We start from the raw sequence: 22,647 nt of genomic DNA on the forward strand, positions 1-22,647 counted from the left end.
GTGAATGAGTTACTTCGCGCTGCGTCGTGAATACTTCGAGATGTCTAGTCTGTATTTTGATAAGGATTCCATATTATGAAGCCATCGTTCATTAGCCTCGATTGGGGGACGTCGAGTCTGCGCGCCGTACTCGTATCGGAAGAGGGCGCAATCATCGAGGCGCGCAGCGCCGCGGGGGGCGTGATGTCGGTGAAGGATCGCCAGTTCCCGGCGTCGCTGAACGCGATCTGCAGCGACTGGATCGAAACTTTCGGCTGCCCGATCGTGGCGAGCGGGATGATCGGCAGCCGGCAAGGCTGGAGGGAAGCGCCTTATCTCGACTGTCCCGCGACGCCGGCAACCGCGGCCCGCGCGCTCACGACGCTGCAAATCTCGGACCGCGTCGACATGCACATCATTCCCGGCTTGCGGTGCGGTTCGAAGACGACGATGTACGACGTCATGCGCGGTGAAGAGACCCAGATCTGGGGCGCCGACGTGGAACCCGACAGCGTGTGCGTGCTGCCCGGCACCCACAGCAAATGGGCCTTCGTCGATGAACAATCGCGGATCACACGCTTTGCCACGTATATGACCGGCGAGCTGTACGGTTTGCTCACGAAGCACGGCATACTAGGCCGGCTGATGGAGTTTGGCGTCGGCGATAAGGGGGCCTTTGCGCGCGGTGCTACGCTCGGTTTGAACAATCCGGCGCAAGCCACACACGCGATCTTTGCCGCACGCACGGCGGGGCTGATGGGCGAAGTGCCCGCGACGGGCTTGCCTGACTATCTCTCGGGCATTCTGATCGGCGTGGAGGTCGCGAGCGCACTGGCCGCGGAGAAGTTGAGCACAGAACGACCCCTTTATGTGATCGGAGACGACGATTTGTGCTGCCGTTACGAAGCAGTGCTGGAGATGGCTAGCTTGCGCTCGGTTCGTGCGCCGGACGGCGCTACGATTCAGGGCCATGTCTGCGTCGCCAGAGAGGCCGGTATCCTGGTGAGCGAATCGGCCTGAAGAACCCGGCGCGGCGAAGGTTTCGGGGCGTCCCTTGCGGATGCGAACCGCAGGAGTACCAGGCTCGCTCCATTGCTCAAGAAAGGACTGGTAGCGACAAACAACGAATCGACATGCAAGCTCACATGAATCTGCCTGCCCCGTACCAGCCGCACGCTGGGTTAGCCGCCGCATTCAGGGCGTGTCCATTGATCGCCATCCTGCGCGGCATTACACCGGCCGACGCGGCAGATCACGGTCGCGCACTCTACGAAGCCGGCTTTCGCATTGTCGAAGTTCCGCTCAATTCGCCGCAGCCGTTCGAGAGCATCGCGGCAATCCGGCGGGCGTTGCCGGACGGCGCCATCGTCGGAGCCGGCACCGTGTTGCGACCGGATCTGGTCCGCGACGTGAGAGCGGCAGGCGGCGAACTGATCGTGATGCCGCACGGCGATGCCGAAGTCGTGCTTGCCGCAAAGGCGCTGGGGCTCGCCTGCGCACCGGGTGTGGCGACACCGGATGAAGCGTTCCTCGCGCTGAAGCACGGCGCCGACGTCCTCAAAATGTTCCCGGCCGAGCAACTGGGCGCGCATGTCATCAAGGCGTGGCGTGCCGTGTTGGCAGAGGAAGTGCCGCTCGTTCCGGTCGGCGGCATCACGCCGGACAACATGGGGCCGTTCCTCACCGCGGGAGCAAACGGTTTCGGTCTCGGCTCCGGGCTGTACAAGCCGGGGCAGTGCGCTGCGGTCACGGTTTCGCGCGCGAAGGCGTACATCAACGGTTTTCGCGCCAATTTCCTCTGATCGTTAAGAAACCTAAGCAACGAAAAATTGCGGGTGCGCTGGCGGTTTTCACCGGAAGGCCGCAAGTTGGCTGAGCGTAATGCCGTCATGCCCAGCCAGCTCGCTTGCGTGGGTCACGGCATGTGGCTGATGCCGAGCACGACGTTGTCGTCGATATCGGTCGCGTAAAGCGTCTGGCCGAGCCACAGCAGCGCGCCGATGTCGGGCAGCGGCGCGGGCTGCGCACCGGGGTAAAGACCTGTCTGGCCGGCTATGCCGGCAACCGTGCTGACCATGCCGGCCGGCGAGATTTCGCGGATCGTGCTGTTGTTATAGTCGCTCGCGTAGATGTTGCCGGCGGGATCGAGCGCGATCTGGCTAAGGCCGTCGAACGTGGCAGAGCTGCCGGGGCCATCGGTGGCGCCCGAAACGCTCGTCGTGCCGGCGAGCTGTGTCACGGTGCCGTTGACGCCGTTGACCGTGACCTTGTAGAGCGCACCGGCGTTACCCGTTAGATCGTCATCCGAAATATAGAGGTTGTTGGCCGAGTCGATGGCGAGAGCCTGTGGATTGACGAGGGCAAGCGGTGTGCCGGCGGTCGTCGTCAGCGCGATCGTGTTTACCACGCCTGCAGGTGTGATCTGAACGAGCACGCTTGGCTGCGTGGGTGTCGACGAAAAGACATAGACGTTGGACTGGCTATCGACAGCGATGGCGCCACCGCCGTCGGTCTGGATCGCCTGACCCGTCGCCGGATTGGTCAGCGTGGTGACCTGTCCCGCTGGCGTGATCTTGCGAATGATGGCCGCCGCCATGTCGCCCCCCTGGTCGGTCACATAGAGATTGCCGGCCGCATCGACGGCCATGAGCCAGGGGCCATTGAAGAGCGCATTGTTGCCGATGCCATCCGCCCAGCCGGCGACGCCCGGCGCGCCGGCGATCGTCGTCACCGTTCCGGCGCTGATCTTGCGGATCGTGAAGTTGTCGGTGTCGGCCACGTAGATGTTGCCCGCGGCATCCGCCACGATGCCTTGCGGCGAATTGAATTGCGCGGTGTTCAATGCGCCATCGACGTTGCCTGTGGCGCCGGGGATACCGGCGAAGACGCTGACGATGGACTGCGTCGCGGGCGGCGGCGGAGGCGGTGGGTTGGGAATGGATGGCGAGGTGCCACCGCCGCCACATGCACTAATCGAGCCGATCAACAGAGCTGCCACGATGGCTTTTCCGATCGTGGAGGGAGCGGGAATTTTATTGAACGGGAGCATTTTTCCGAATGGCATGGGTAAGGATTGGAAATGAGATCCGCCGCCGGCAGGGGCGCGCCTCCACGTCAGCATGTTCAGAAAACGCAGGGCGCCCACGGATGATGAGAATTAGAGTGATCTCGTAAAGTTAGAGGCAAGTGAGCGCCATGGCTCAGGATGGCGATTCGCGTTGCTAACTCTGCGCTAAATATGCGGGCCTACCATGCGGTTCGTGTTTAGCCAACAGCCGCGGGCTGGGGAGTTCGAATCATGCGCATCCTCATTGTCGAAGACGATATTGATATCGGCCAAAGCCTGATGCGCGCATTGAAAGACGCCGGCTATAGCGTGGACTGGCTGCGCGACGGCGAGAGCGCGAGGCGCGCCGTGCTCGACAACGCCTATGCGGTCGTGCTGCTCGATCTCGGCTTGCCGGGCGCCGACGGCATCGACGTGCTCGCAGCCGTGCGCGCGAACGGCTGCGCGGCACCCGTGTTGATCATCACGGCGCGCGACGACATCGACACGTGCATTCGCGGCCTCGATCTCGGCGCCGACGACTATCTGCTCAAGCCGTTCAACACGTCGGAACTGATGGCCCGCATACGCGCCGTTTTGCGCCGACATGCGGGCGCAAGCGTTTCCGTGCTAGGCAACGCCACGCTGGGGCTCGATCTCGACCGGCGTGAGCTGACGTTTCGCGGCCGCCGCGAAATGCTGCCCGCACGGGAGTTCGCGCTGATGGTGGCGCTGCTCGAACGGCCCGGTGCGATCCTGTCGCGCGCGCAACTCGAAGATCGTCTCTATGGTTGGGGGGAGGAAGTCGAAAGCAACGCCGTAGCGGTGCTCATTCATTCGATCAGGAAGAAGTTCGGATACGAGGTCATTCGTAATCTGCGTGGCTTCGGCTGGACCATCGATCTTTCCGAAGCATGATCGCGGGACCATGAATTTTCGGTAGACGCAGACGATTCATCGTGTTGTACAGGAATGCAAAATGAAAGCAAAAACCAGATCGCTCAGCACGCAGCTCGTGCTTTCTCTGGGGATCGTGCTTTCGGTCTTCACCATCGCTCAGGCGATCAGCTCGTACGACCTTGCGCGCGTAGGCGTGAACGCTGTGCTGGACAGCCGGCTGTCGAATGTCGCGCAGCGCGTTCGCGATCTGTTCGAGGATGCGATTCCACGTCGGTCCGCGGGTTCGTCGAACGCGGACGATCTTGCAGTGCTCGTCTGGGAGCCCGACCACGAGCGGCCGGCCAGAACGACGGATAGCGCCGTCGTCTTCAATCGCGACGCTGCGCCCGGTTTTTCCGATCAGATCGTCAACCGCGAGGCGTGGCGCGTCTATACCATGGTCGCACCCGACAACGATGTGATCCAGGTCGCGCAACGCACATCGGTGCGGCAGCGCATGGCCGAAGAGAGTGCGGTTAGAGGGTTGCTGCCGGTTTTCGTCCTGATTCCCGCCGTATGGCTGGCCGTTTTCGTGTGCGTGCGACGTTCGTTCAGGGTGCTCAACCGGCTAGGCCTGCAGGCGCGCGCGATCGACCCCGCGCATCTGGTACCGTTGTCCGCGCGGGACCTGCCCGTCGAACTGATGCCGTTCGTCTGCTCGATCAATCGCATGATCCAGCGCCTCGGTGAATCGATGAGGCTCGAACGCGACTTCATTTCCGATGCGGCGCACGAATTGCGTACGCCGCTCACGGCGCTCAAGCTCCATGCCGACAATCTCGAGGGCGATATCGCGCACTCCAATAAAGAGCGCTTTCAGGCGCTGCGGCAGACCATCGATCGTTCCAGCCTGCTCGTCGTGCAGCTATTGCAGCTTGCGCGCGCCGACTCGCAGCTCGTCGAGATCCCAACGGACGCGGTCGAGGTGACGCAGGTGGTGACCTCGGTCGTCGCAGACCTGTTGCCGATCGCGCGGGTCAAAGGTATCGACATCGGTGCCGACGAGCTTGCGCCGGCGCGTGTCTGCGCGACCGAATCCGACCTGCGTGCCGTGGTGAAGAACCTCGTTGACAATGCGCTGCGCTACACGCCCGAAGGCGGTTCTATCGACTTGAGCGTCTTTACCGTACATGATTGCGTGCGCATCGAAGTGGCCGATACGGGACCTGGCATTCCCGAAGAGGCGCTGCCGCGTGTCTTCGACCGCTTTTTCCGCGTCAATCATGGCATCGAGGGCAGCGGACTCGGTCTCTCGATCGTACGTGCCATCGTGCTGCGGCACGGCGGAACGATATCGCTGAGCAACCGCCGAGGCGGTCAACCTGGCTTGCGTGCCGTAGTGACGTTTCCGCTGGTCGGGCGCGAGCCGTTGGGGCAGTCCGGCAGCGACGCGTGCGCCGGGCATGCTGCATACGTCCATGCTTCCCGAGCCTGAACGCCAGGCAACTGAGCACTGAAAGGCCCGATCCCAGGTGATATTGCCGTTCAGTCGTTACCGAATCGGCAACGTCGTCGGATCACTGCAGTGCGTCAACCTGAGCCCTTTCGAGTTCGGCATGAGCTTCATCGACCTTGCGTTGCCGATCGGCAATTTTCTTCGCGCTCTTGCCTTGGCTCCTGGCTTCCTGCAAATCCTGTTCGCGTTCAGACAGCTTTTTTTGCGCCTTGGCAACCTTGTCTTGTGCATCGCTGCGCAGCAGCGCATCGGAGCAGTTGGCGTTCATTTGCGCGAGTGCAGTTTCGAGTCCGTCGACACGCTTCGCATTGCCGTGTACCTTCGCGTAAGCAATCTCTTGCTCAATCGATTGGCGTTTCGCGTCGCAACTGTTCGCCTGTGCGTCGCAGACCATCGGGTAGATCGTTGCGCACACGAGGATTGCGTTGATTGCAATATTCATGGGATGTCTCATGGTGGCGGCGCGATGGGGCGTGAACAGCAGGGGGAATCGGTCTCGTTAATCATACTATATGTGTAATATGAGCCTTTGCTGAGAATCTCTATTCCCTCTACGAATTTTTAGACTGGCAATTCATTCGCTGGCGAAACTCGCATGGCGATCGGTATTTCAGGGCGCCGTGCGGCTGCGACGCATTGTAGTGGTCGAACGCAATGGCAAAAGATCGACGAGCCTGGCGCTTAACCCGTCTTTGTCCGAAGTGCCGCGAGGATGCCTCTCAGGAGTTCGACCGGCGAAGGCGGGCAGCCCGGAATCGAAACATCGACAGGCAGCAGGTTCGCGAGCGGGCCGCAGACGGCATAGCTGTCGCTGAAGATGCCGCCCGTGCACGCGCACTCGCCGGCGGCGACCACGAGTTTGGGATGGGGCGTGGCCTCGTACGCGAGCCGCACCGCTTCGCGCATGTTGAGTGCGAGCGGCCCTGTCACGAGCAGCAGGTCGGCGTGCCTCGGGCTGGCAACGAAGCGGATCCCCAAGCCTTCGATGTTGTAGTAGGGATTGTTGAGCGCGTGAATCTCCAGTTCGCAGCCGTTGCACGATCCCGCGTCGATCTGCCGGATGCTGAGAGCGCGGCCGAGCACGTCGAGGATCTGCTGGTGCAGTTGCTGGCATTCCGTGCGCCAGTCGTCGCCGCCCGCGGGGACCGGCTCGGCGGGTGCGCGGGTGCGGGCGATGCGTTTAAGAAGTTGCCACGTCACAGGTCGTGCCCCGCATAGCAGAGATTGAACGATTTATTGATCAGCGGAAAATCCGCGACGATGTTGCCGATGATCGCCGCTTCGAGCGCGGGCCAGTTCTGCCACGACGGGTCGTGGCAATGGCAGCGGACCAGCGTGCCGTCGCCGCCCGTTTCCAGCGCGACGAACACGTCTCCGCGCCAGCCTTCCACCCAGCCCGCCCCATACGACGGCGGCCGGCCCGTTTCGGGACGCACCGCAATGTCGCCACGCGGCAGGTTCGTGAGGATCGCGCGGATCTGGCGCAGCGATTCGTCGATCTCGCGAAAGCGCAGCGCGACGCGGGCCGCCACGTCGCCGCGCTCGTCCTGCGTGAGGCGCGCGCCGATTTCGCGGTAGGGTGCGGGGCCGTGATCGACCCGCAGGTCCATCGTGCCGCCGCTCGCGCGCGCGGCGAGGCCGCACACGCCGAAATAGGCGGCTGTTTGGGCATCGAGAATGCCGGTTCTGGCAAAGCGGTCCTGCAGTCCAGGATGATCGTCGTAGATGCGGCGCATCGACCGGACCTCGCGCTCAATCCGCTCGCTCTGGGCAATGATCGCGCCGGCCCATTCGTCGTCGAGATCGCGGGCGAGGCCACCGGGCTCGATCGTGTCGAAGAGGTACCGGTGGCCGAAGGCCCGCTCGTTCAGGCGCAGCCAGTCTTCCTTCATCCGCGAGAACTGCGCGAGGCCGAAGGCGAAGCCGGCGTCGTTGCCGAGCGCGCCCAGGTCGCCGAGGTGGTTGGCCACGCGCTCGCGCTCGAGCAGCAACGCGCGCAGCCATTGCGCGCGAGGCGGAATCGGGGTGTCGAGCGCGTGCTCCAGCGCCATGCAATAAGCCCACGCGAACGCGACGGTGCTGTCCCCGGCAATCCGGCCGGCCACGCGATGGCCCGCCAGCGCCGGCGTGCGTTCGAACAGGCGCTCGATGCCGCGATGCGTGTAACCGAGACGCTCTTCGAGCCGCAGCACCTTTTCGCCGACCACGGAGAAACGGAAATGGCCGGGCTCGATGATGCCGGCGTGGATCGGTCCCACGGCAATTTCATGTACGCCGTCCCCCGTGACCCGCGTGAAGGCGTAATCGGCTTCCTGCGATCCGAAGCGTTCCGTGCCCGATGCGCTGCGTTGCAACGGGAAATAGTCGGCCGGCCAGTTGCCGTGATTCAGCCACGGGCGCAGGTCCGTTGCGCCGCTCGCTCGCAAGCCGGTCAGATCGTAAAGGGCGCGCTGCATGCGCGTCGCGCACGCAAAGCGCGCGGAGAGATCCGGATAGTCGAGCGCTCCGGCCGAACGTTTCCCGAGCGGCAGCCGGACCCACAGCAGGCCGTCTTCGGCCGCGTAGGCCGCGCACACAGTGAAGATGCCGTTCTCGTCTTCGAGGCCCCACATCGTGACGAGGCGCCCGCCGCCCTCGTGAACGGCGGAGGCCGTACCGGTCCATGCGGCGGCATCGACGTGCGCGACGAGCGTCGCCGGCGGCCCGGCGAAGGCGGCGAGGCGCGTGAGGCCTGGCAGGTTGAGGGTGTCGATCTCCATGGTGCGGTTATCCTGCGATCAGCGTCCCAGCTTCGCGATACCACGCAAGGAGCCAGGAGGGGATATAGAGCCCGAGCATGAGCCCGATGGCCAGATGGATGAATACGGGCAGTAGCGCGGGCCGATGCCCGAACGGCGGCGGCACCGCGGCGTCGCCGAACACCATGTCTTGCATGTGCCGGAAGATCACCGCGAAAGCCACGACGAGCGCCAGCATCAGAAACGGCACGGACCACGGCACTGCGTGCAGTGCCGTCGTGAGGATCAGGAATTCGCTTGCGAAGACGCCCGAGGGCGGCATGCCGAGGATGGCGAGCGCGCCGAGCATCAGCCCCCAGCCGACGGCGGGACTCGTGTGCGCGAGTCCGCGTATGCCGTCGATGGCCTGGGTGCCGGTTCGCTGCACGGCATGGCCGACAGTGAAGAAAATGGCCGACTTGACGAGCGAATGAACCGTCATGTGCAGCAGGCCGGCGAGCGTGGCCACGGGCCCGCCCAGCCCGAAGGCGAAGGTCATCATGCCCATGTGCTCGATCGACGAGAACGAGAAGAGGCGCTTCACGTCCTTCTGCCGGAGCAGCGAGAAGGTCGCCACGAGGAGTGAGAGAAGCCCGAAGCCTACGAGCAGATGTCCCGGCAGGCCGTTCTGGAGTGCACCGTCGGCAAGCACCTTGCAGCGCAGGACCGCGTAGAGCGCCACGTTGAGCAACAGTCCCGAGAGCACGGCCGAGATGGGCGTGGGGCCTTCGGCGTGCGCGTCGGGCAGCCAGTTGTGCATCGGCACGAGGCCGACCTTGGTGCCGTAACCGATCAGCAGGAACACGAACGCGAGCGAGACGACGACGGGGTCGAGGCTGGCCTTCGCGGCGTTCAGGCTGGTCCAGAGCAGCGCGTCACCGCCGTCCAGCACGCGGCTGGCGGCGAGGTAGAACAGGATCGTGCCGAACAGCGCTTGTGCAATGCCGACGCCGCACAGGATGAAGTATTTCCATGCGGCTTCGATACTGGCCGCCGTGCGATAGACGCTCACCAGCAGCACGGTTGCGAGCGTCGCGGCTTCCATCGAGACCCAGAGGACGCCCGCGTTATTCGTCAGGAGTGCGAGCAACATCGCGAAGATGAACAGCTGGTACATGGCGTGATAGAGGCGCATGCGGTTCGCGCTCATGCGGCCGCGGCCGAGTTCGAAGCGCATATAGGGCTTCGAGAACAGCGCCGTGGTCCAGCCCACCAGCGCGGTCAGCACGGCAAGAAAGGCGTTGAGCGCATCGACGTGGAACAGCTTTCCCCACGCGAAAGCGGGTCCGTGCGCCGCCGTTTGCAGCGCGAGCACGAGCGCGGCGGCAAAGGTGAGGAGGCTGAACGCCGCGTTGAGGTCCGGCGCGCGACGGTGCGCGCCCACGAGCGCGAGGCTGGCGCTCGCCGCAAGCGGCAGGCCGAGAACCGCCGAGAGGATCCAGGCGTCACTCATCGTTGAGCTTCTCGATGTGGGGAATGTCCAGGCTGTCGAAGCGCTCCCGGATCTGGAACATGAACACGCCGAGGATCAGCATGCCCACGAGCACGTCGAGCCCCACGCCGAATTCGACGAGCATTGGCATGCCGTTCGTGGCGGCCGTCGCTGCGAAGAAGAGGCCGTTCTCCATCGAAAGGAAGCCGATCACCTGAGGGATGGCCTTCGCGCGCGTGATCATCATCAGGAACGACAGCAGCACGCATGCGAGCGCGATGCCGAGCGTGCCGCGCGCGACCGACGCGGCGAACTGCGTCACCGGCTGCGCCACGTTGAACGCTACGATCACGAGCACGATGCCCGTGAGCAGGGTCGCGGGGATGTTGAGCAGCGATTCCACGTCGCTCGTTACGTTCAGCTGCTTGACGAGGTGATAGAGGATCCAGGGGATCAGCCCCACCTTGAGCACGAGCGTGAGCACCGCGGAGACGTACAGGTGCGTGTCGTTCGTGAGGAAACCGAGCACGAGGCCGGCGAGGACGAGCGCGAGTCCCTGCAGCGTGTAGAGATGGATCAATGCGAGCAGGCGCCGCTGGCTCAGCATCGCGAACGAGATCAGCAGCAGGATCGCGGCGAGGAAATTGACGATCTGGGTGGCGAGGCCGTGCATTCAGGCCCCCAGCAGGAAGTGGACAAGCATGCCGATGACGGCGAGCAGGTAAGCCGTCGCGAGGAATTCGGGCACGCGAAAGAGCCGCATTTTCGCGTTCAGGGTTTCGACCAGCGCGAGCAGTGCGCCGCCCGCCAGCAGCTTGACGAACAGCGCGGGTACGGCGAGCAGCAGGGCGATCGGGTTGCCCGCCTCGGCGATGCCCCAGGGCACGAAGAGAGCGAGGCCGATGCAAGACCATGCGAAGAGCTTCAGGCTCGCGGCCCACTCCATCAGTGCGAGATGGCGGCCGGAGTACTCGAGGATCAGCGCTTCGTGGATCATCGTCAGTTCGAGGTGCGTGGCCGGATTGTCGACGGGCAGGCGTGCGTTTTCCGCCAGCGACACCATCGCGAACGCAATGCCCGCGAAAGCGAGACTCGGGTAGAGGGCCAGCTCGCCGTGGGCGAGTGTGGCGACGATGCGCGTGAGCAGCGTCGATTGCGTGATCAACGAGGTGGAGAACAGCACCATGAGCAGCGCAGGCTCGGCAAGGAAGCCCACCAGCATCTCGCGCCGGGCGCCGAGCGTGCCGAATGCAGTGCCGGCATCCATGGCCGCGAGCGAGGTCGCGACGCGCGCGAGCGCGAAGAGACCCACGAGCGCGATGGCGTCGGCGGCCGGCGAAAGCGGCAGGTCGGTCGAGAGCGTGGGAACGATCGCGCACGCCAGCGTCATGCAGCCCCAGACGGCATAGGGCACGAAGCGCGTCAGCGGGCTGGCGTGCCGCGCCACGATGGATTCCTTGTTGAAGAGCTTGTGCAGGACCCGGTACGGTTGCCAGAGGCTGGGGCCGCGCCGGCCCTGAAGCCGGGCGCGGCAGATATCGACCCAGCCCGACAGCAGCGGCGCGGCGGCGAGCGCCACGAGAATTTCGAGCGCTTGCGACAGCAGTCCGGAGAGCGTGATCATCGGCGCACCAGCACGAGCAGGACGATCAGCGCGAGGAAGCTGTACGTCAGGTAGAGGCCGATCCGGCCGGCCTGCAAGCGTGCCGCGAGCTCGCCGATGCGCCTGACACCGCCCGCGAGCGGCGCGTAGATCCAGCCCCAGGTGCGGTCGGCGGCCACCACGCGGTAGGTCGGCTGCGCGTCGAACGGCGAGGGGGTATGCCGCTCGATCTTGAAGAACGGCGTGAAGATCTCGCGGATGGGCTGCCCGAAGCCTTCGGCGGTGTCCTGCATGCGCGCGTTCACGAACGGGTGGCCGCACGCCCACGGCGCCGCGCGACGCAGCCGGCCGTGATAGAAGCGGCGCACGAGCAGCCAGGCCAGCCCGCAGCAGCCCGCGAAGAACGCGAGGAAGACCGCTGGCATGTAGCTCGCACGCCCCGCGCTCGTAGGGGCGAGCAGCAGCCAGCCGCTTTGCGACACCGCCGCGCCGAGGTCGGTGCCCGCCAGTTCGCGGACGACCGGGCTCAGCAGGCGGACGACCGGAACGGGAAGAAGGCCGAGCAGCACGGTGACCGCGACAAACCAGCCCATGCCCACGCGTTCCCAGATGCCGGCGTCGCGTGCGCGAGCGAGCGTGGCTTCGCGCGGCTGCCCGAGAAAGACGATGCCGAAGAACTTGACCATCGTATAGCCCGCCAGCGCCGCGACGAGCGCGATCAGCGCGGCGATGACCGGCACGGCCATGTTGAGGAAGGCATTCGGCAGTCCCGGCGTGAAGAGAAAACTCTGCAGCAGGAGCCATTCGGACACGAAGCCGGAAAGCGGCGGCAGGCCGGCGCTCGCGAGCGTGCCGGCGAGCGCGGCCCAGGCGGTCCAGGGCATCCGGTGAACCAGGCCTCCGAGGCGGCCGAGATTGCGCTCGCCGGTAGCGTGCAGCACGGCGCCCGTGCCGACGAACAGGAGGCTCTTGAACGCCGCGTGGCTGGCGATCTGGAACAGCAGGGCGGTCATGGCCAGGGCGGCGAGGCCGTTCATGCCGAACGCGCGGAACAGGATGGCGAGCCCCATGCTCACGAACATCAGGCCGAGATTGTCGATCGACGAGTAGGCAAGCAGTCGCTTCATCTCGGACTGGATCGCGCTGAACACGACGCCGAACAGCGCCGTGAAGAGCCCGAGCGCGAGCAGCAGCACGCCCCACCAGGCGATCTGCAGGTGCAGCAGGTCGAAGACCGTGCGCAGCAGGCCGTAGAGCCCGGCCTTCAGGACGAAGCCGCTCATGAGCGCCGAGACCGGCGAAGGCGCGGCGGGATGGGCCTCGGGCAGCCATACGTGCAGGGGAAAGATCCCCGCTTTCGCGCCGAAGCCGGCCAGCGCGAGCAGAAACGCGGCGGATGCCCAGAGCGGCGAAAGCTGCTGGGCGCGCATGGCGGCGAATGTATAGTCGCCGGTGTTGTTTTGTAGTAATCCGAAGCATATCAGCAGCGCCAGCGCACCGATATGCGAGATCAGGAAGTAGAGAAACGCCGCGCTGCGGATTTCGGCGATGCGGGAGTTGCTCATGACGAGGAACGTGGCGGAGATCGTCAGCATTTCCCAGGCGACGAGGAAGCTATAGGCGTCGTCGGCGAGCAGAACGAGCGCGAGGCTCGCGAGGCACGTGTGGTACTCGAAGCACAGCAGGCCTGGCGGCGTGCCCTCGCCTTTGCGGAAATAGCCGGCCGAGAATGCGCTCACGCCGGCGCTCACCATGCCGAGCACCGCGAGAAAGTACGACGAGAGCGCGTCGATGCGAAAGTGGAAGGGCAAGCCCGGCAGGCCGAGCGGCAGCACGAGCGTCTGGGCCCCCGCGCGCATGCCGTACAGGCCGGCGCCGAGCAGCAGCAAGCCCAGCAGCGCGCCCGCCGGGAACAGGCCGTGGGCCACCACCCGCGTGCGGCGCAGGGAGGCGAATCCTGCGACCCCGATCGCCAGCCATCCGGCGACGATGAGCAGGACGAACTGGATCACGAGGCGGGGTTCCATCGAAAGGGTCTCCGATGGTGTCAATCCTGCGCGGCGGGCAACGGGTGCCACGGCGCGGGGGCGCGGTCGTTGCGCTCCATGTTCTTCACGTGCGAGCCGAGATCGATACCGCCCGACAGTGCGATCTCGCACGCGCGAGCGCGCAGCGCCGGCCAGTCCGGCGCCGGGGCGTGCTTCACGGCGACGGCGATCGGATTCCCGTCGCGCCGCGCGCGCGTGCGCAAAGGCGTTTTCCCGAAGGCGCGGCCAATCCGCTCGAGGCAGACGGCTGCCTGATCGCCGCGCTCGAGCAGGTTCGCCACCAGCACGCCGCCGTCGCGCAGCGCGGCATGGCAGTTGTCGTAGAACGCCTGGCTCGACAGATTGACCGGCAGGCCGAGGGCATCGAAGCCGTCGAGCAGGATGGCGTCGGCGGCGTTGCGAAGGGTGGCCAGATACGCGGCGGCGTCGGCATGGACGACGCGAAAGCGCGCGGAGTCGCCGGGAATCTCGAATTCGTCGCGCAATGCGATGACGCGCTCGTCGATCTCGACAGTGGTGACGAGCGCGTCGGGAAAGTGGCGGTGGCAATACTTGGAGAGCGATCCGCCGCCCAGTCCCACGATGAGGATGTGCGCGGGCTGGGGCTGGAACAGCTGGAACGCCATCATGGCCCGCGTGTACGGGAGATGCAGCGCGAACGGATCGTTCTTGCGCATGGCGGTCTGGACGCCGAGCGCGCCGAACCACAGGGAGCGCGTGCGCAGTCCCTCGTGGACAACGGGTGCCCCGGGATGCCGGCCGAGCAGCTCCACGAAGAACGCGTTGAACAGGTGCTGATTGGAGGACAACTCCGGGTTCTCCGAACTAGGCATGAGTCGTGTGCAACCGCCTGGTGTCATGCAACTCCCGTGCGGAGCGCATGGGATTAACACAATATGTTAACGAAATGGGCATGCTAGCAGAGCGGCTCCAGTGTTTCCAGATGGAATCCATACGCACGAATGGGACATAAATGCGCGGGACGAGGAGCCGTCTCAGGATACCTGCCCCGCTTCGGCATGCGTTTACATGGAATGAGAATAACATTAACATATAATTATACTTTCGCGGCGATGGCCTGAGGTTGCTCTGGATGAAGATGTCGCGGGCGGGAAGGGGTTTGGCATGATCAACGTCGATGTTCCATTGCTGACGCACGAGCGTCGGCGCGTGCTTCTGCGCGAGGCGGCCGGCGTGCGGGGGCTTGTCGCCGTGGGCGTGGGGCGGGCAAGCGGGCGCGGTTTCCAGTTGCTCCACCGCTTTGCGGCTTCGTGCGACCGGCTCGATGCGGCCGGCATCAACGTGGTGTTCGTCTATGCAGCGGAGTCCGCCCGTCATGTCCAGGATCCGCTTTCGGTGATGGCGGCGCGCTACCGGCGCAAGCCCAGTCTTCTGCTGGACGAGGCGGGTCTTTTCTTTGGCCGCGTATTGCCGGTCCAGCGTCTTCGCGCCATGCGCTTCGACCGGAACATGGCGTGCATCGAGACCGCCACGATTGCCGTGCGCGACGCGGACTGGGACTCGCTGCTGCGCGAATTCCTTCTCAGGGCGCAAGTGGATGTGGCTTGACGAACCGGCGAGCGAGGCGCCCGACATACCGGTGATCGTTGAGAACGATCAGGTCGTTTCGCTGTTTTTCGATGCGCGCTCCGTGCAAAGCACGATGTTGCGGCACGATCCCTGCGCGCTTGCGCTGGGCTATACGCGCACGATGATGGGTTTTCTGCTGTTTCAGCCGTCGCCGCGCCGCATTTCGATGATCGGCCTGGGCGGCGGGTCACTCGTCCGGTATTGCTATCGCTATCTGCCCGAGACCGTCATTGCCGCCGTCGAGATCAATCCGGCCGTGATTGCGCTGCGCGACGTATTCCAGTTGCCTGCGGACGACGGGCGCTTCAGCGTGGTGTGCGCGGACGGCGCGGAGTACGTCAACATCCCGGGACACCGGCCGGACGTGCTGCTGGTGGACGGCTTTGGGGCGCATGGCATGCCGGCCGGCCTCGGGACGCACGGGTTCTACGAGGCTTGCCGGCGGCGGCTTGGCGACGACGGCGTCATGGTGGTCAATCTGGTCACGGACGAGCCGCATTTTCACCGCTATCTACGCGCGTTGAGGGACGTGTTCGGCGGGGCGCTGGCGCTGGTGCCGGCGCAGGGCAGCGACTACAACGTTATCGCGTTCGCGTGGAAGGGCGCCCGGGAGCTTCCGTCCCGCGCGCTGATGCGGGAACGCGCGCGTGCGCTGGCGCGTAGCCATCAAGTGGATATGCTCGCTATTGTTGCGGCGTTCGAGCGAGGCGCGGGGGATCCATAAATGGGTCAACCGCCGGTGTCCGGTTTCGATTATAATTTGATTAACATATCTGGACGACAAAGACCCGTGTGATGGAAACCAAAAGCGCCCGACTGACGATTCTGATCGATCCCGCAAAGAAGGCAGCCTTCGAAGAATTATGCGCGGCGCAGGATCTGACACCTTCGCAGGTCGTTCGTCAATTGATCCGCGAATATCTCGCGCAGCACGGCGTGACCTACAAGACGAAAAGCACGGTCGGCGCCCGGTCGCGCCGGTAAGTACAGCGCCGGTAAGCGCAGATTACGTAACAACACCTTTCAAGCAGGCACCAGGACTGAACTATGAGCACCTTACCCCCGTGCCCGCAATGCCATTCCGAATTCGTCTATGAAGACGGCGGCGTTTATATCTGCCCCGAGTGCGCGCACGAATGGACGCCGGGCGCGATAGCCTCGGCGGCCGAGCCGGCAGCAAAGGTTTATCGCGATTCGGCAGGCAACGTCCTGCAGGACGGCGACACCGTCACCGTCATCAAGGATCTGAAGCTCAAGGGCTCGGGCGGTGTGATCAAGATGGGCACCAAGGTGAAGAACATCCGTCTTGTCGACAGCGACCACGACATCGACTGCAAGGTGGACGGCTTTGGCGCGATGAGCCTGAAGTCGGAATTCGTCAGGAAAGCCTGACCGCCCCGCGCCGGTTTTCGGCAGCGCACCCAGTCGCCTGCTTCCTGCCTTTCTGCCTTCCTGCCGCCGCAGTCCTTGCGCGGCAAATTCCAACCCGCCCGCCAAACAGTAGATGGCACCGGATCCAACGCTCCGGCGCCATCTATCAGGCATACGAAGTTCATTCGCACGGTCGAATCAGTTTATTAACATAGGCTGATAATTCGCCCATTGTCATCCCGTTGACGGATACGCGCGCGCAGGAACTGCCTCTCATCTTGCCGGTTTCTCCCGAGCGGCGATGCACCGTAAGTTGACCCAGGCAGTCTTTTCCTCCGGCACCTTGAGCGCGCCAGAATTGCCTCGCCCTCGATTCAAGCGATTCCATCTGGTTATCGCAATGAAAATATATTACTTCTTTCAAAAATAAAGCCGGGTTGAATATCGATCGGGCCGGCGCAGCCCCATGCCGGCGTTGTCCTGCCGAAAGCTGTCTGTACGATGGGCCCCGAGTCGCATAAACGCGCCGTGGCCCGCTTCGTTCACACCGTCCTGCGGAGATCCGCCATGAATGACGTCACGCTCACGGCCGCCGACGAAGCCGGCTCCTCGCACCTCGCCGGTGCGCCGCCGCATGCGGCTTCGCGCACGAGCCCGTTCCGCCTTATCGCCGCCTGCTCGATCGGCAACGCGCTCGAAATGTACGACTTTACGGTCTACAGCTTCTTCGCCCTGCTGATAGGCCGGCTCTTCTTTCCCTCGGACAGTCCCTATGGCTCGCTGCTGCTGGCCGTGGCGACCTTCGGCATCGGCTTCGTGATGCGGCCGCTCGGCGCCTTCGTGATCGGCAGCTACGCGGACCGGCGCGGCCGCAAGGCCGCGATGACGCTCACCATCGGGCTCATGGTCGCGGGCACGCTGTGCATCGCTTTTGCGCCTACCTATGCGCAAGCGGGCGTGCTGGGCTCGCTCGTGATTCTCGCGGGGCGCCTTCTGCAAGGGTTTTCGCTGGGCGGCGAGATTGGCGCTGCCACGGCCATGCTGATGGAGTCGGGTAGCGTGGGGCAACGCGGTTTCCGCGTGAGCTGGCAACTGGGCAGCCAGGGCATCTCCGCGCTGCTCGGCGCGTTGACGGGCGCGTTGCTCTACGTCTTCCTGACGCCCGCCGCGCTCGAAAGCTGGGGCTGGCGCCTGCCGTTCCTCGGCGGCCTCGCGATCGCGCCGGTGGGTCTCTATATCCGTTCGAAACTCGACGAAACCCACGAGGCCGCGCCCGATGCGAAGAGCCCGCTCGGCACGCTGCTGCGCGAACACGGCAAGCAGGTGGTGCAGGGCATCCTCGCGGTGACGGCGGGCACGGTCGGGATGTATCTCGTGGTGTTCTTCATGCCCACCTACATGATTCGCGTGCTCAAGATGCCGCCTTCGCTGTCGCTGCTCTCGGGCTGCGCCACGGGCCTGACGATGCTGGTGGCGTCGCTCGTGTCGGGGCGGCTCGCCGACCGTCTCGCGCGGCGCAAGCCGCTCGTGCTGGCCTCGCTCTTCTTCAACATCGTGGTGGTGGTGCCGGCGTTCTGGCTGATGACGCGTTATCCCAGCGTGCCGCTTGTGCTGCTGCTCTCGGTCGTCATGACGGCCGCCACGAATCTCGGTTCGACGCCCATGCTGCTCATCATGATGGAGTTGCTGCCGAAGCACGTTCGCGCAAGCGGGCTGTCGGTCATCTACAGCATTGGCGTGACCGTATTCGGCGGCAGTTCGCAATTCGTCGTGACCTGGCTGCTCGCGAAAACGGGCAATCCGCTCACGCCTGCGCTCTATCTCGTCGCCTGCGCCATCGTGACCCTGTTCGCTGTACTGAGCATTCGCGAAAACCGCGTTGCGTGATTTTTTCGTTAAACATCGAATCTGGAGGACGACCTCGCCATGAAGCGCGAATCTCATCTCACGCCGTTCCAGTTGTTGCCCACGCTGCTGCCTGAAATCGAAATCGACGCCGAGACCTTCATCGGCATTCGCCGCCAGATTCATGCGCAGCCGGAACTGGGCTTCGAAGTGAGCGCGACGGCGAAGCTCGTCGCCATGCTGCTCGCGAAGTGGGGCTACGAAGTGCATACGGGTATCGGCCGCAGCGGTGTGGTCGGCCAGCTCAAGGTGGGCGACGGCAAGCGGCGCCTCGGGATCCGCGCCGACATGGACGCGCTGCCCATCGTCGAGAAGACGGAGCTGCCCTATGCAAGCCAGACGCCCGGCAAGATGCACGCGTGCGGCCACGACGGCCACACGGCGATCCTGCTCGCGGCGGCGAAGGCGCTGGCCGACCGGCGCGACTTCAACGGCACCTTGAACCTGATCTTCCAGCCCGACGAAGAAAACCTGTGCGGCGCGAAAGCGATGATCGAAGAGGGCCTTTTCGAGCGTTTTCCGTGCGATGCCGTGTATGCGCTGCACAACATGCCGGGCGTGGCGGCAGGCACCTTCCGCGTGCTGCCGGGACCGGTGAGCCTTTCATCTGACGTGGCCGACGTGACGCTCAAGGGCGTGGGCGGACACGGCGCCATGCCGCACCGCGTGAAAGATCCGATAGTGGCGGCGGGTGCGCTCATCACGGCGCTGCAAACGGTGGTGGCGCGCAACGTGCCGCCCGACGAAACGGCGGTGGTTTCGATCGGCTATATCCGCGGAGGGGCCACGCACAACGTGATTCCCGAGTCGGTGCAACTGGGCCTGAACGTGCGCGCCGCCCGGCCCGAAACACGCGAACTCGTGGAGGCGCGCGTGCGCGAGATCGTCGCACTGACCGCGCAGGCGCACGGCGTGGAGGCGCAGATCGACTACCGCCAGCTCACGCCGCCGATGGTCAACACGCCTGACGAAACAGCGCTCGCGCAGCAGGTGTGCGCCGATCTCGTGGGCGACGACAAGGTGGTCACGCAGGCGCCCAAGGGGCTCAACGGCAGCGAGGACTTCGCCTGGATGCTCAATGCCGTGCCGGGCTGCTACCTGATTCTGGGCAACGGCGAAGGCGAGTTCGGCGGCTGCATGGTCCACAACCCCGGCTACGACTTCAACGATCAGGTCTTGCCGCTGGGCGCCGCGTGCTGGGTGCGCCTCGCGCAGCGGTTCCTCGTGGCCTGAGCGCGGTCGGGGCCCGGATGGGGCGGGCGCGCCGCGCGTCCGTCCGTTGTTGTGTCCACACCTTCGACCCCGAATTTTTTCCCAACAAATGGCACAATAGGAGCCCATGTCCTTCCAGACCGGCGTAGCGTGAATATGCAAGAAGCAACGCAATGAGTGCAGCATCGAAGGCCAACGCCGGCAAGGGCAAACGTTTCGTCGAACGCGTCTATCGTCTGAGGATCGCGGGGCTCGGCCTCGGGTTCTTTTGCGTGGCCTCGGTGTTCGCGCAGCAGGAGCGCGGTTTCCTGCTGTGGGGCCTGCTTGTCTTCCATGGTTTTCTCTGGCCCCACGTCGCGCGCCGGGCGGCGCTGGCCTGCCACGTGCCGTATCGCGGCGAACGCGTCAATCTCATGATCGACGCCGCGTGCGGCGGCTTCTGGGTCGTCGCGATGCGGTTCAACGTGCTGCCGTGCGTGCTGATCCTCGTGATGCTCAGCATGGACAACATCGCCGCCGGCGGTTTGCGCCTCTTCGCGCGCGGCGTGCTCGCTCACCTGGTGGGCTTTGTCGTCGGCTTGCTGACACTCGGCTTCGCGTTCGAGCCGTTCTCGAGCCTGCCCACCGTCCTCGCCTGCCTGCCGTTCCTCGTGGTCTACCCGCTCGCGCTGGGCTGGGCGACCTATCGCATTTCGCAGCAACTGGCCGAGCAGACCCGCACGCTCGAAAGGCTGAGCCGCACCGACGGCCTCACGGGCCTGCTCAACCGGCGCAGCTGGGAGAGCGTGCTGGCGGCCGAATTCGCGCTGTGCCGCGAGCGGCGCTATGCGTCGTCGCTGCTGCTGGTCGATCTCGATCACTTCAAGCGCGTCAACGACACCCACGGCCATCCGGCCGGCGACGCGGTGCTGCAAGCCTTCGCCGGCATGCTGCGCGAGCATTTCCGCGAGACGGACCCGATCGGCCGCTACGGCGGCGAGGAGTTCGGCGTGGTGCTGCCGGGCGCGACGCTCACCGAGGCGCGCGCCGCCGCCGAGCAACTGGTCGCCACAGTCCGCATCCAGGCGGCGCAGGACGGCGCGGCCTGCCCGTGCACGATCAGCGTGGGGGTGGCGCAATGCGGACCGGATATGCGCGATCACATCGCCTGGCTGCAAAAGGCCGACGCCAGCCTCTACGGCGCGAAGCTGGGCGGACGCGACCGCGTCGTGGTGGGCGAGGTGATCGAGCAGGCGTGAGCGGCGCGTCTTACTTCGCGTGGGCCGCCGCCGGCGCGTGGGTGGGCGGATGGTCGAGGCAGCCGATGCCGGCCAGCGTGGCTTCGACGGCCACATCCAGCGGCGTATGCGGCTCCCGTCCGAGCGTGGCGACGAGGCGCGCATTGTCGAGCCGCACCGGCACCTGCCACAGATACCGCATCTCCAGCAACTCGCGCAGCGTCGCCATGAACGGCGCCGCCGCGTACACGAGCGCCCACGAAAAGCGCCGTTGACGCGGCTTCGCGCCATGCAGCCGGGCGACGCGGCAGATGGCTTCGGCCATCTTCGTGCCGTCCGGGTCCCAGTGGCCGCCCAGGTGGAAGGCCGCGAAGAGCGGCAGCGTTTCCCGGCGCTCGATCAGTTCGACCATGGTGCGCGCCACGTCGGGCACGTACGCCCATTGGTGCCCCACGCCCGGCCGGCCCGGTAACTGGACCGTGCGCACGGGCTGTCCCGCCTTGACGAAGCCTTGCGAAAACCAGCTGTTGCCGGTGAGGTGAGGGCCGAAGAAGTCTCCCGCCCGCACGACGATCGTGCGCACGCCTTGCGCCGTGGCCGCCTCGAGTTGTCGCTCGAGCTCCACGCGGATCGCGCCCTTCCTCGTGCGCGGCTGCTGGGGCTGATCTTCGCGCAGTGTCGGGAACGCATCCGGCCCGTAGTTGTAAACGGTGCCGGGCAGCACGATGGTCGCGCCCGAAGCCTGCGCCGCCGCGATGGTGTTGCCGATCATGGGCAGCACGAGCTGCGACCAGTTGCGGTATCCCGGCGGGTTCACGGCGTGGACGATCACCTGACAGCCCTGCGCCGCTCGCACCACGGCCTCGCGATCCATGGCGTCGCCTTGCTGCCACTCGATGCCGTCGCCCGCTGCCGCGGCTTCCGCGGTCTGGCCGCCGCGCCGATGCAGCGCGCGCACCTTCCAGCCGGCCTCGCGCAACTGCCGCGCGACTTCGCCGCCGATGCCGCCGGTCGCGCCCAGCACGAGGGCCCGTTTGACTTCTGCTCCGGAAAATGAGGTTGCCATGTCCGCTCTCCGTTTTGATTCGTGGTTTCGATGGAAGCATTCTGCTCCACGGCTCGCACATAATAAATTGGCGAACATAGGCTATCTGCTATACATTTATGTATGGTCTCGAATCTCAGCTGGGAGCTTTACCGCACCTTTCTCGCCGTGCTGACCGAAGGCTCGCTTTCGGGGGCCGCGCGCGCCCTGGGCATTACGCAGCCCACCGCAGGGCGGCACATCGAGGCGCTGGAGGTGGCGTTCGGCCAGCCGCTTTTCACCCGCTCGCAAACGGGTCTGTTGCCGACCGAGGCAGCCACGACGCTGCGCGGCTATGCCGAGGCGATGCGCAGCACCGCGGCGGCGCTGGAGCGCGCGGCGGCGAGCCGTGGCGAAGAGATGAAAGGCGTGGTGCGGATTTCGGCGAGCGAGGTGGTTTCCGTGGAGGTGCTGCCGCCGGTGATCGCCCGGTTGCGGCGCGCGCAGCCTGGGCTCGTGATCGAACTGGTGGCCAGCAACCGCGTGCAGGATCTGCTGCAGCGCGAAGTGGACATTGCGGTGCGCATGACGCGGCCGTTGCAGGAGATGCTGGTGGCGCAGCGCATCGGCGCGATCGAAGTGGGCTTGCACGCGCGCGACGACTATCTTGCTGCCCACGGCACGCCGGCCACGCTCGACGATCTCGAAGGTCATGCACTGGTGGGCTTCGACGAAGTGACGCCGTTCATCCGCAACGCCGCGAAGGTGTTTCCCAACTGGCACCGGGAGGCATTCTCGATCCGCAGCAGCAGCGACCTCGCGCAACTGGCCATGATCCGCGCGGGCTGCGGCATCGGCTTTTGCCAGGCCGGCGTGGCGCGGCGGGACCCGCGGCTCGTGCGGGTACTCGAAGCGCGCGCTACGTTCTCGCTCGATACCTGGATCACGATGCACGAGGACCTGCGCGGCAATCCGCGCTGCAAGGCGGTATTCGATGCGCTCGCAACCGGTTTGAGCGCGTACATTGAAGGAACGGGATAAGGAGCAC

General features: G+C 65.1%; 22 protein-coding genes. 12 read left to right on the top strand and 10 right to left on the bottom strand.

Annotation, left to right across the window (positions count from 1 at the left end):
* Nucleotides 1–75: 75 nt before the first annotated feature.
* Complete coding sequence (locus tag U5760_RS21130; RefSeq protein ID WP_322014239.1) at nucleotides 76–999, top strand: 2-dehydro-3-deoxygalactonokinase; 924 nt, start codon at nucleotides 76–78, stop codon at nucleotides 997–999.
* Nucleotides 1,000–1,112: 113 nt separating this feature from the next.
* Nucleotides 1,113–1,781, top strand: a complete 669-nt coding sequence (locus tag U5760_RS21135) for a 2-dehydro-3-deoxy-6-phosphogalactonate aldolase (RefSeq protein WP_322014240.1) — start codon at nucleotides 1,113–1,115, stop codon at nucleotides 1,779–1,781.
* 113 nt (nucleotides 1,782–1,894) lie between these two features.
* Here the strand turns inward: U5760_RS21135 and U5760_RS21140 are convergent, their stop codons facing one another.
* Nucleotides 1,895–3,124, bottom strand: a complete 1,230-nt coding sequence (locus tag U5760_RS21140) for a hypothetical protein (protein WP_322014241.1) — start codon at nucleotides 3,122–3,124, stop codon at nucleotides 1,895–1,897.
* Nucleotides 3,125–3,277: 153 nt separating this feature from the next.
* Here U5760_RS21140 and U5760_RS21145 point away from each other — a divergent pair, with 153 nt between their 5' ends.
* Together U5760_RS21145 and U5760_RS21150 are read left to right on the top strand one after the other, a co-directional pair.
* The gene (locus U5760_RS21145) at nucleotides 3,278–3,943 is read left to right on the top strand and encodes a response regulator transcription factor (RefSeq protein ID WP_322014242.1); all 666 of its coding nucleotides are present in this window, start codon (nucleotides 3,278–3,280) and stop codon (nucleotides 3,941–3,943) included.
* Nucleotides 3,944–4,004: 61 nt separating this feature from the next.
* On the top strand, nucleotides 4,005–5,399 hold the full coding sequence (locus U5760_RS21150) for an ATP-binding protein (protein ID WP_322014243.1): 1,395 nt from the start codon (nucleotides 4,005–4,007) through the stop codon (nucleotides 5,397–5,399).
* An 82-nt stretch (nucleotides 5,400–5,481) separates the two neighbouring features.
* Here the strand turns inward: U5760_RS21150 and U5760_RS21155 are convergent, their stop codons facing one another.
* The 8 genes from U5760_RS21155 to U5760_RS21190 all read right to left on the bottom strand — a co-directional run bounded on the left by U5760_RS21155 (nucleotide 5,482) and on the right by U5760_RS21190 (nucleotide 14,089).
* A complete protein-coding gene (locus U5760_RS21155) occupies nucleotides 5,482–5,862 on the bottom strand; it encodes a DUF1090 domain-containing protein (RefSeq protein WP_322014244.1) in 381 nt (126 codons plus the stop codon).
* Between the two features lie 239 nt (nucleotides 5,863–6,101).
* Nucleotides 6,102–6,620 (bottom strand): NADH-quinone oxidoreductase subunit B family protein, encoded by a 519-nt coding sequence (locus tag U5760_RS21160; RefSeq protein WP_322014245.1) that lies wholly within the window; start codon nucleotides 6,618–6,620, stop codon nucleotides 6,102–6,104.
* Entirely contained in the window at nucleotides 6,617–8,179 is a 1,563-nt protein-coding gene (locus U5760_RS21165; RefSeq protein ID WP_322014246.1) for an NADH-quinone oxidoreductase subunit C, read from the bottom strand. Before U5760_RS21165 ends, U5760_RS21160 begins: the two co-directional genes overlap by 4 nt.
* 7 nt (nucleotides 8,180–8,186) lie before the next feature.
* Nucleotides 8,187–9,650, bottom strand: coding sequence for a hydrogenase 4 subunit F (locus tag U5760_RS21170; protein WP_322014247.1), 1,464 nt, complete (start codon nucleotides 9,648–9,650; stop codon nucleotides 8,187–8,189).
* Nucleotides 9,643–10,302, bottom strand: a complete 660-nt coding sequence (locus U5760_RS21175; protein ID WP_322014248.1) for a formate hydrogenlyase — start codon at nucleotides 10,300–10,302, stop codon at nucleotides 9,643–9,645. The genes U5760_RS21170 and U5760_RS21175 overlap by 8 nt, the downstream gene beginning before the upstream one ends.
* Nucleotides 10,303–11,253: a respiratory chain complex I subunit 1 family protein gene (locus U5760_RS21180; protein ID WP_322014249.1), complete on the bottom strand. Its 951-nt coding sequence runs from the start codon at nucleotides 11,251–11,253 to the stop codon at nucleotides 10,303–10,305.
* A complete protein-coding gene (gene hyfB, locus U5760_RS21185) occupies nucleotides 11,250–13,259 on the bottom strand; it encodes a hydrogenase 4 subunit B (RefSeq protein WP_322014250.1) in 2,010 nt (669 codons plus the stop codon). The genes U5760_RS21180 and hyfB overlap by 4 nt, the downstream gene beginning before the upstream one ends.
* A 20-nt stretch (nucleotides 13,260–13,279) precedes the next feature.
* Nucleotides 13,280–14,089 carry a fused MFS/spermidine synthase gene (locus U5760_RS21190; protein WP_322014251.1) on the bottom strand — a complete coding sequence of 270 codons (810 nt, stop codon included), beginning with the start codon at nucleotides 14,087–14,089 and terminating at the stop codon, nucleotides 13,280–13,282.
* A 316-nt stretch (nucleotides 14,090–14,405) separates the two neighbouring features.
* Between U5760_RS21190 and U5760_RS21195 the strand changes: the two genes are divergently transcribed.
* From U5760_RS21195 to U5760_RS21225, 7 genes are all read left to right on the top strand, one after another.
* Nucleotides 14,406–14,849 carry a hypothetical protein gene (locus U5760_RS21195; RefSeq protein ID WP_322014252.1) on the top strand — a complete coding sequence of 148 codons (444 nt, stop codon included), beginning with the start codon at nucleotides 14,406–14,408 and terminating at the stop codon, nucleotides 14,847–14,849.
* The gene (locus tag U5760_RS21200) at nucleotides 14,839–15,594 is read left to right on the top strand and encodes a spermidine synthase (protein ID WP_322014253.1); all 756 of its coding nucleotides are present in this window, start codon (nucleotides 14,839–14,841) and stop codon (nucleotides 15,592–15,594) included. The genes U5760_RS21195 and U5760_RS21200 overlap by 11 nt, the downstream gene beginning before the upstream one ends.
* Before the next feature lie 71 nt (nucleotides 15,595–15,665).
* Entirely contained in the window at nucleotides 15,666–15,854 is a 189-nt protein-coding gene (locus U5760_RS21205) for a ribbon-helix-helix protein, CopG family (RefSeq protein ID WP_322014254.1), read from the top strand.
* Nucleotides 15,855–15,917: 63 nt separating this feature from the next.
* On the top strand, nucleotides 15,918–16,262 hold the full coding sequence (locus U5760_RS21210) for a zinc ribbon domain-containing protein YjdM (RefSeq protein ID WP_322014255.1): 345 nt from the start codon (nucleotides 15,918–15,920) through the stop codon (nucleotides 16,260–16,262).
* 546 nt (nucleotides 16,263–16,808) lie between these two features.
* Nucleotides 16,809–18,128 carry an MFS transporter gene (locus U5760_RS21215; protein WP_322014256.1) on the top strand — a complete coding sequence of 440 codons (1,320 nt, stop codon included), beginning with the start codon at nucleotides 16,809–16,811 and terminating at the stop codon, nucleotides 18,126–18,128.
* A gap of 39 nt (nucleotides 18,129–18,167) precedes the next feature.
* On the top strand, nucleotides 18,168–19,379 hold the full coding sequence (locus U5760_RS21220) for a M20 aminoacylase family protein (protein ID WP_322014257.1): 1,212 nt from the start codon (nucleotides 18,168–18,170) through the stop codon (nucleotides 19,377–19,379).
* 152 nt (nucleotides 19,380–19,531) lie between these two features.
* On the top strand, nucleotides 19,532–20,596 hold the full coding sequence (locus U5760_RS21225) for a diguanylate cyclase (protein WP_322014258.1): 1,065 nt from the start codon (nucleotides 19,532–19,534) through the stop codon (nucleotides 20,594–20,596).
* 10 nt (nucleotides 20,597–20,606) lie between these two features.
* Here U5760_RS21225 and U5760_RS21230 read toward each other — a convergent pair whose 3' ends face one another.
* Nucleotides 20,607–21,641, bottom strand: coding sequence for an SDR family NAD(P)-dependent oxidoreductase (locus U5760_RS21230; protein WP_322014259.1), 1,035 nt, complete (start codon nucleotides 21,639–21,641; stop codon nucleotides 20,607–20,609).
* Between the two features lie 102 nt (nucleotides 21,642–21,743).
* Here U5760_RS21230 and U5760_RS21235 point away from each other — a divergent pair, with 102 nt between their 5' ends.
* A complete protein-coding gene (locus U5760_RS21235; protein WP_322014260.1) occupies nucleotides 21,744–22,640 on the top strand; it encodes a LysR family transcriptional regulator in 897 nt (298 codons plus the stop codon).
* Nucleotides 22,641–22,647: the final 7 nt, after the last annotated feature.

The organism is Paraburkholderia sp. J12, from assembly GCF_905220215.1.
Taxonomy (GTDB): Bacteria; Pseudomonadota; Gammaproteobacteria; order Burkholderiales; family Burkholderiaceae; genus Paraburkholderia.

Excerpts from the sequence above, each read along its gene's own strand:
- U5760_RS21130 (WP_322014239.1), top strand. The coding sequence starts at position 76 with ATGAAGCCATCGTTCATTAGCCTCGATTGGGGGACGTCGAGTCTGCGC.
- U5760_RS21135 (WP_322014240.1), top strand. The coding sequence starts at position 1,113 with ATGCAAGCTCACATGAATCTGCCTGCCCCGTACCAGCCGCACGCTGGG.
- U5760_RS21145 (WP_322014242.1), top strand. The coding sequence starts at position 3,278 with ATGCGCATCCTCATTGTCGAAGACGATATTGATATCGGCCAAAGCCTG.
- U5760_RS21150 (WP_322014243.1), top strand. The coding sequence starts at position 4,005 with ATGAAAGCAAAAACCAGATCGCTCAGCACGCAGCTCGTGCTTTCTCTG.
- U5760_RS21155 (WP_322014244.1), bottom strand. The coding sequence starts at position 5,862 with ATGAATATTGCAATCAACGCAATCCTCGTGTGCGCAACGATCTACCCG.
- U5760_RS21165 (WP_322014246.1), bottom strand. The coding sequence starts at position 8,179 with ATGGAGATCGACACCCTCAACCTGCCAGGCCTCACGCGCCTCGCCGCC.
- U5760_RS21170 (WP_322014247.1), bottom strand. The coding sequence starts at position 9,650 with ATGAGTGACGCCTGGATCCTCTCGGCGGTTCTCGGCCTGCCGCTTGCG.
- U5760_RS21175 (WP_322014248.1), bottom strand. The coding sequence starts at position 10,302 with ATGCACGGCCTCGCCACCCAGATCGTCAATTTCCTCGCCGCGATCCTG.
- U5760_RS21180 (WP_322014249.1), bottom strand. The coding sequence starts at position 11,253 with ATGATCACGCTCTCCGGACTGCTGTCGCAAGCGCTCGAAATTCTCGTG.
- hyfB (WP_322014250.1), bottom strand. The coding sequence starts at position 13,259 with ATGGAACCCCGCCTCGTGATCCAGTTCGTCCTGCTCATCGTCGCCGGA.
- U5760_RS21195 (WP_322014252.1), top strand. The coding sequence starts at position 14,406 with ATGATCAACGTCGATGTTCCATTGCTGACGCACGAGCGTCGGCGCGTG.
- U5760_RS21200 (WP_322014253.1), top strand. The coding sequence starts at position 14,839 with ATGTGGCTTGACGAACCGGCGAGCGAGGCGCCCGACATACCGGTGATC.
- U5760_RS21205 (WP_322014254.1), top strand. The coding sequence starts at position 15,666 with ATGGAAACCAAAAGCGCCCGACTGACGATTCTGATCGATCCCGCAAAG.
- U5760_RS21210 (WP_322014255.1), top strand. The coding sequence starts at position 15,918 with ATGAGCACCTTACCCCCGTGCCCGCAATGCCATTCCGAATTCGTCTAT.
- U5760_RS21215 (WP_322014256.1), top strand. The coding sequence starts at position 16,809 with ATGAATGACGTCACGCTCACGGCCGCCGACGAAGCCGGCTCCTCGCAC.
- U5760_RS21220 (WP_322014257.1), top strand. The coding sequence starts at position 18,168 with ATGAAGCGCGAATCTCATCTCACGCCGTTCCAGTTGTTGCCCACGCTG.
- U5760_RS21225 (WP_322014258.1), top strand. The coding sequence starts at position 19,532 with ATGAGTGCAGCATCGAAGGCCAACGCCGGCAAGGGCAAACGTTTCGTC.
- U5760_RS21230 (WP_322014259.1), bottom strand. The coding sequence starts at position 21,641 with ATGGCAACCTCATTTTCCGGAGCAGAAGTCAAACGGGCCCTCGTGCTG.
- U5760_RS21235 (WP_322014260.1), top strand. The coding sequence starts at position 21,744 with ATGGTCTCGAATCTCAGCTGGGAGCTTTACCGCACCTTTCTCGCCGTG.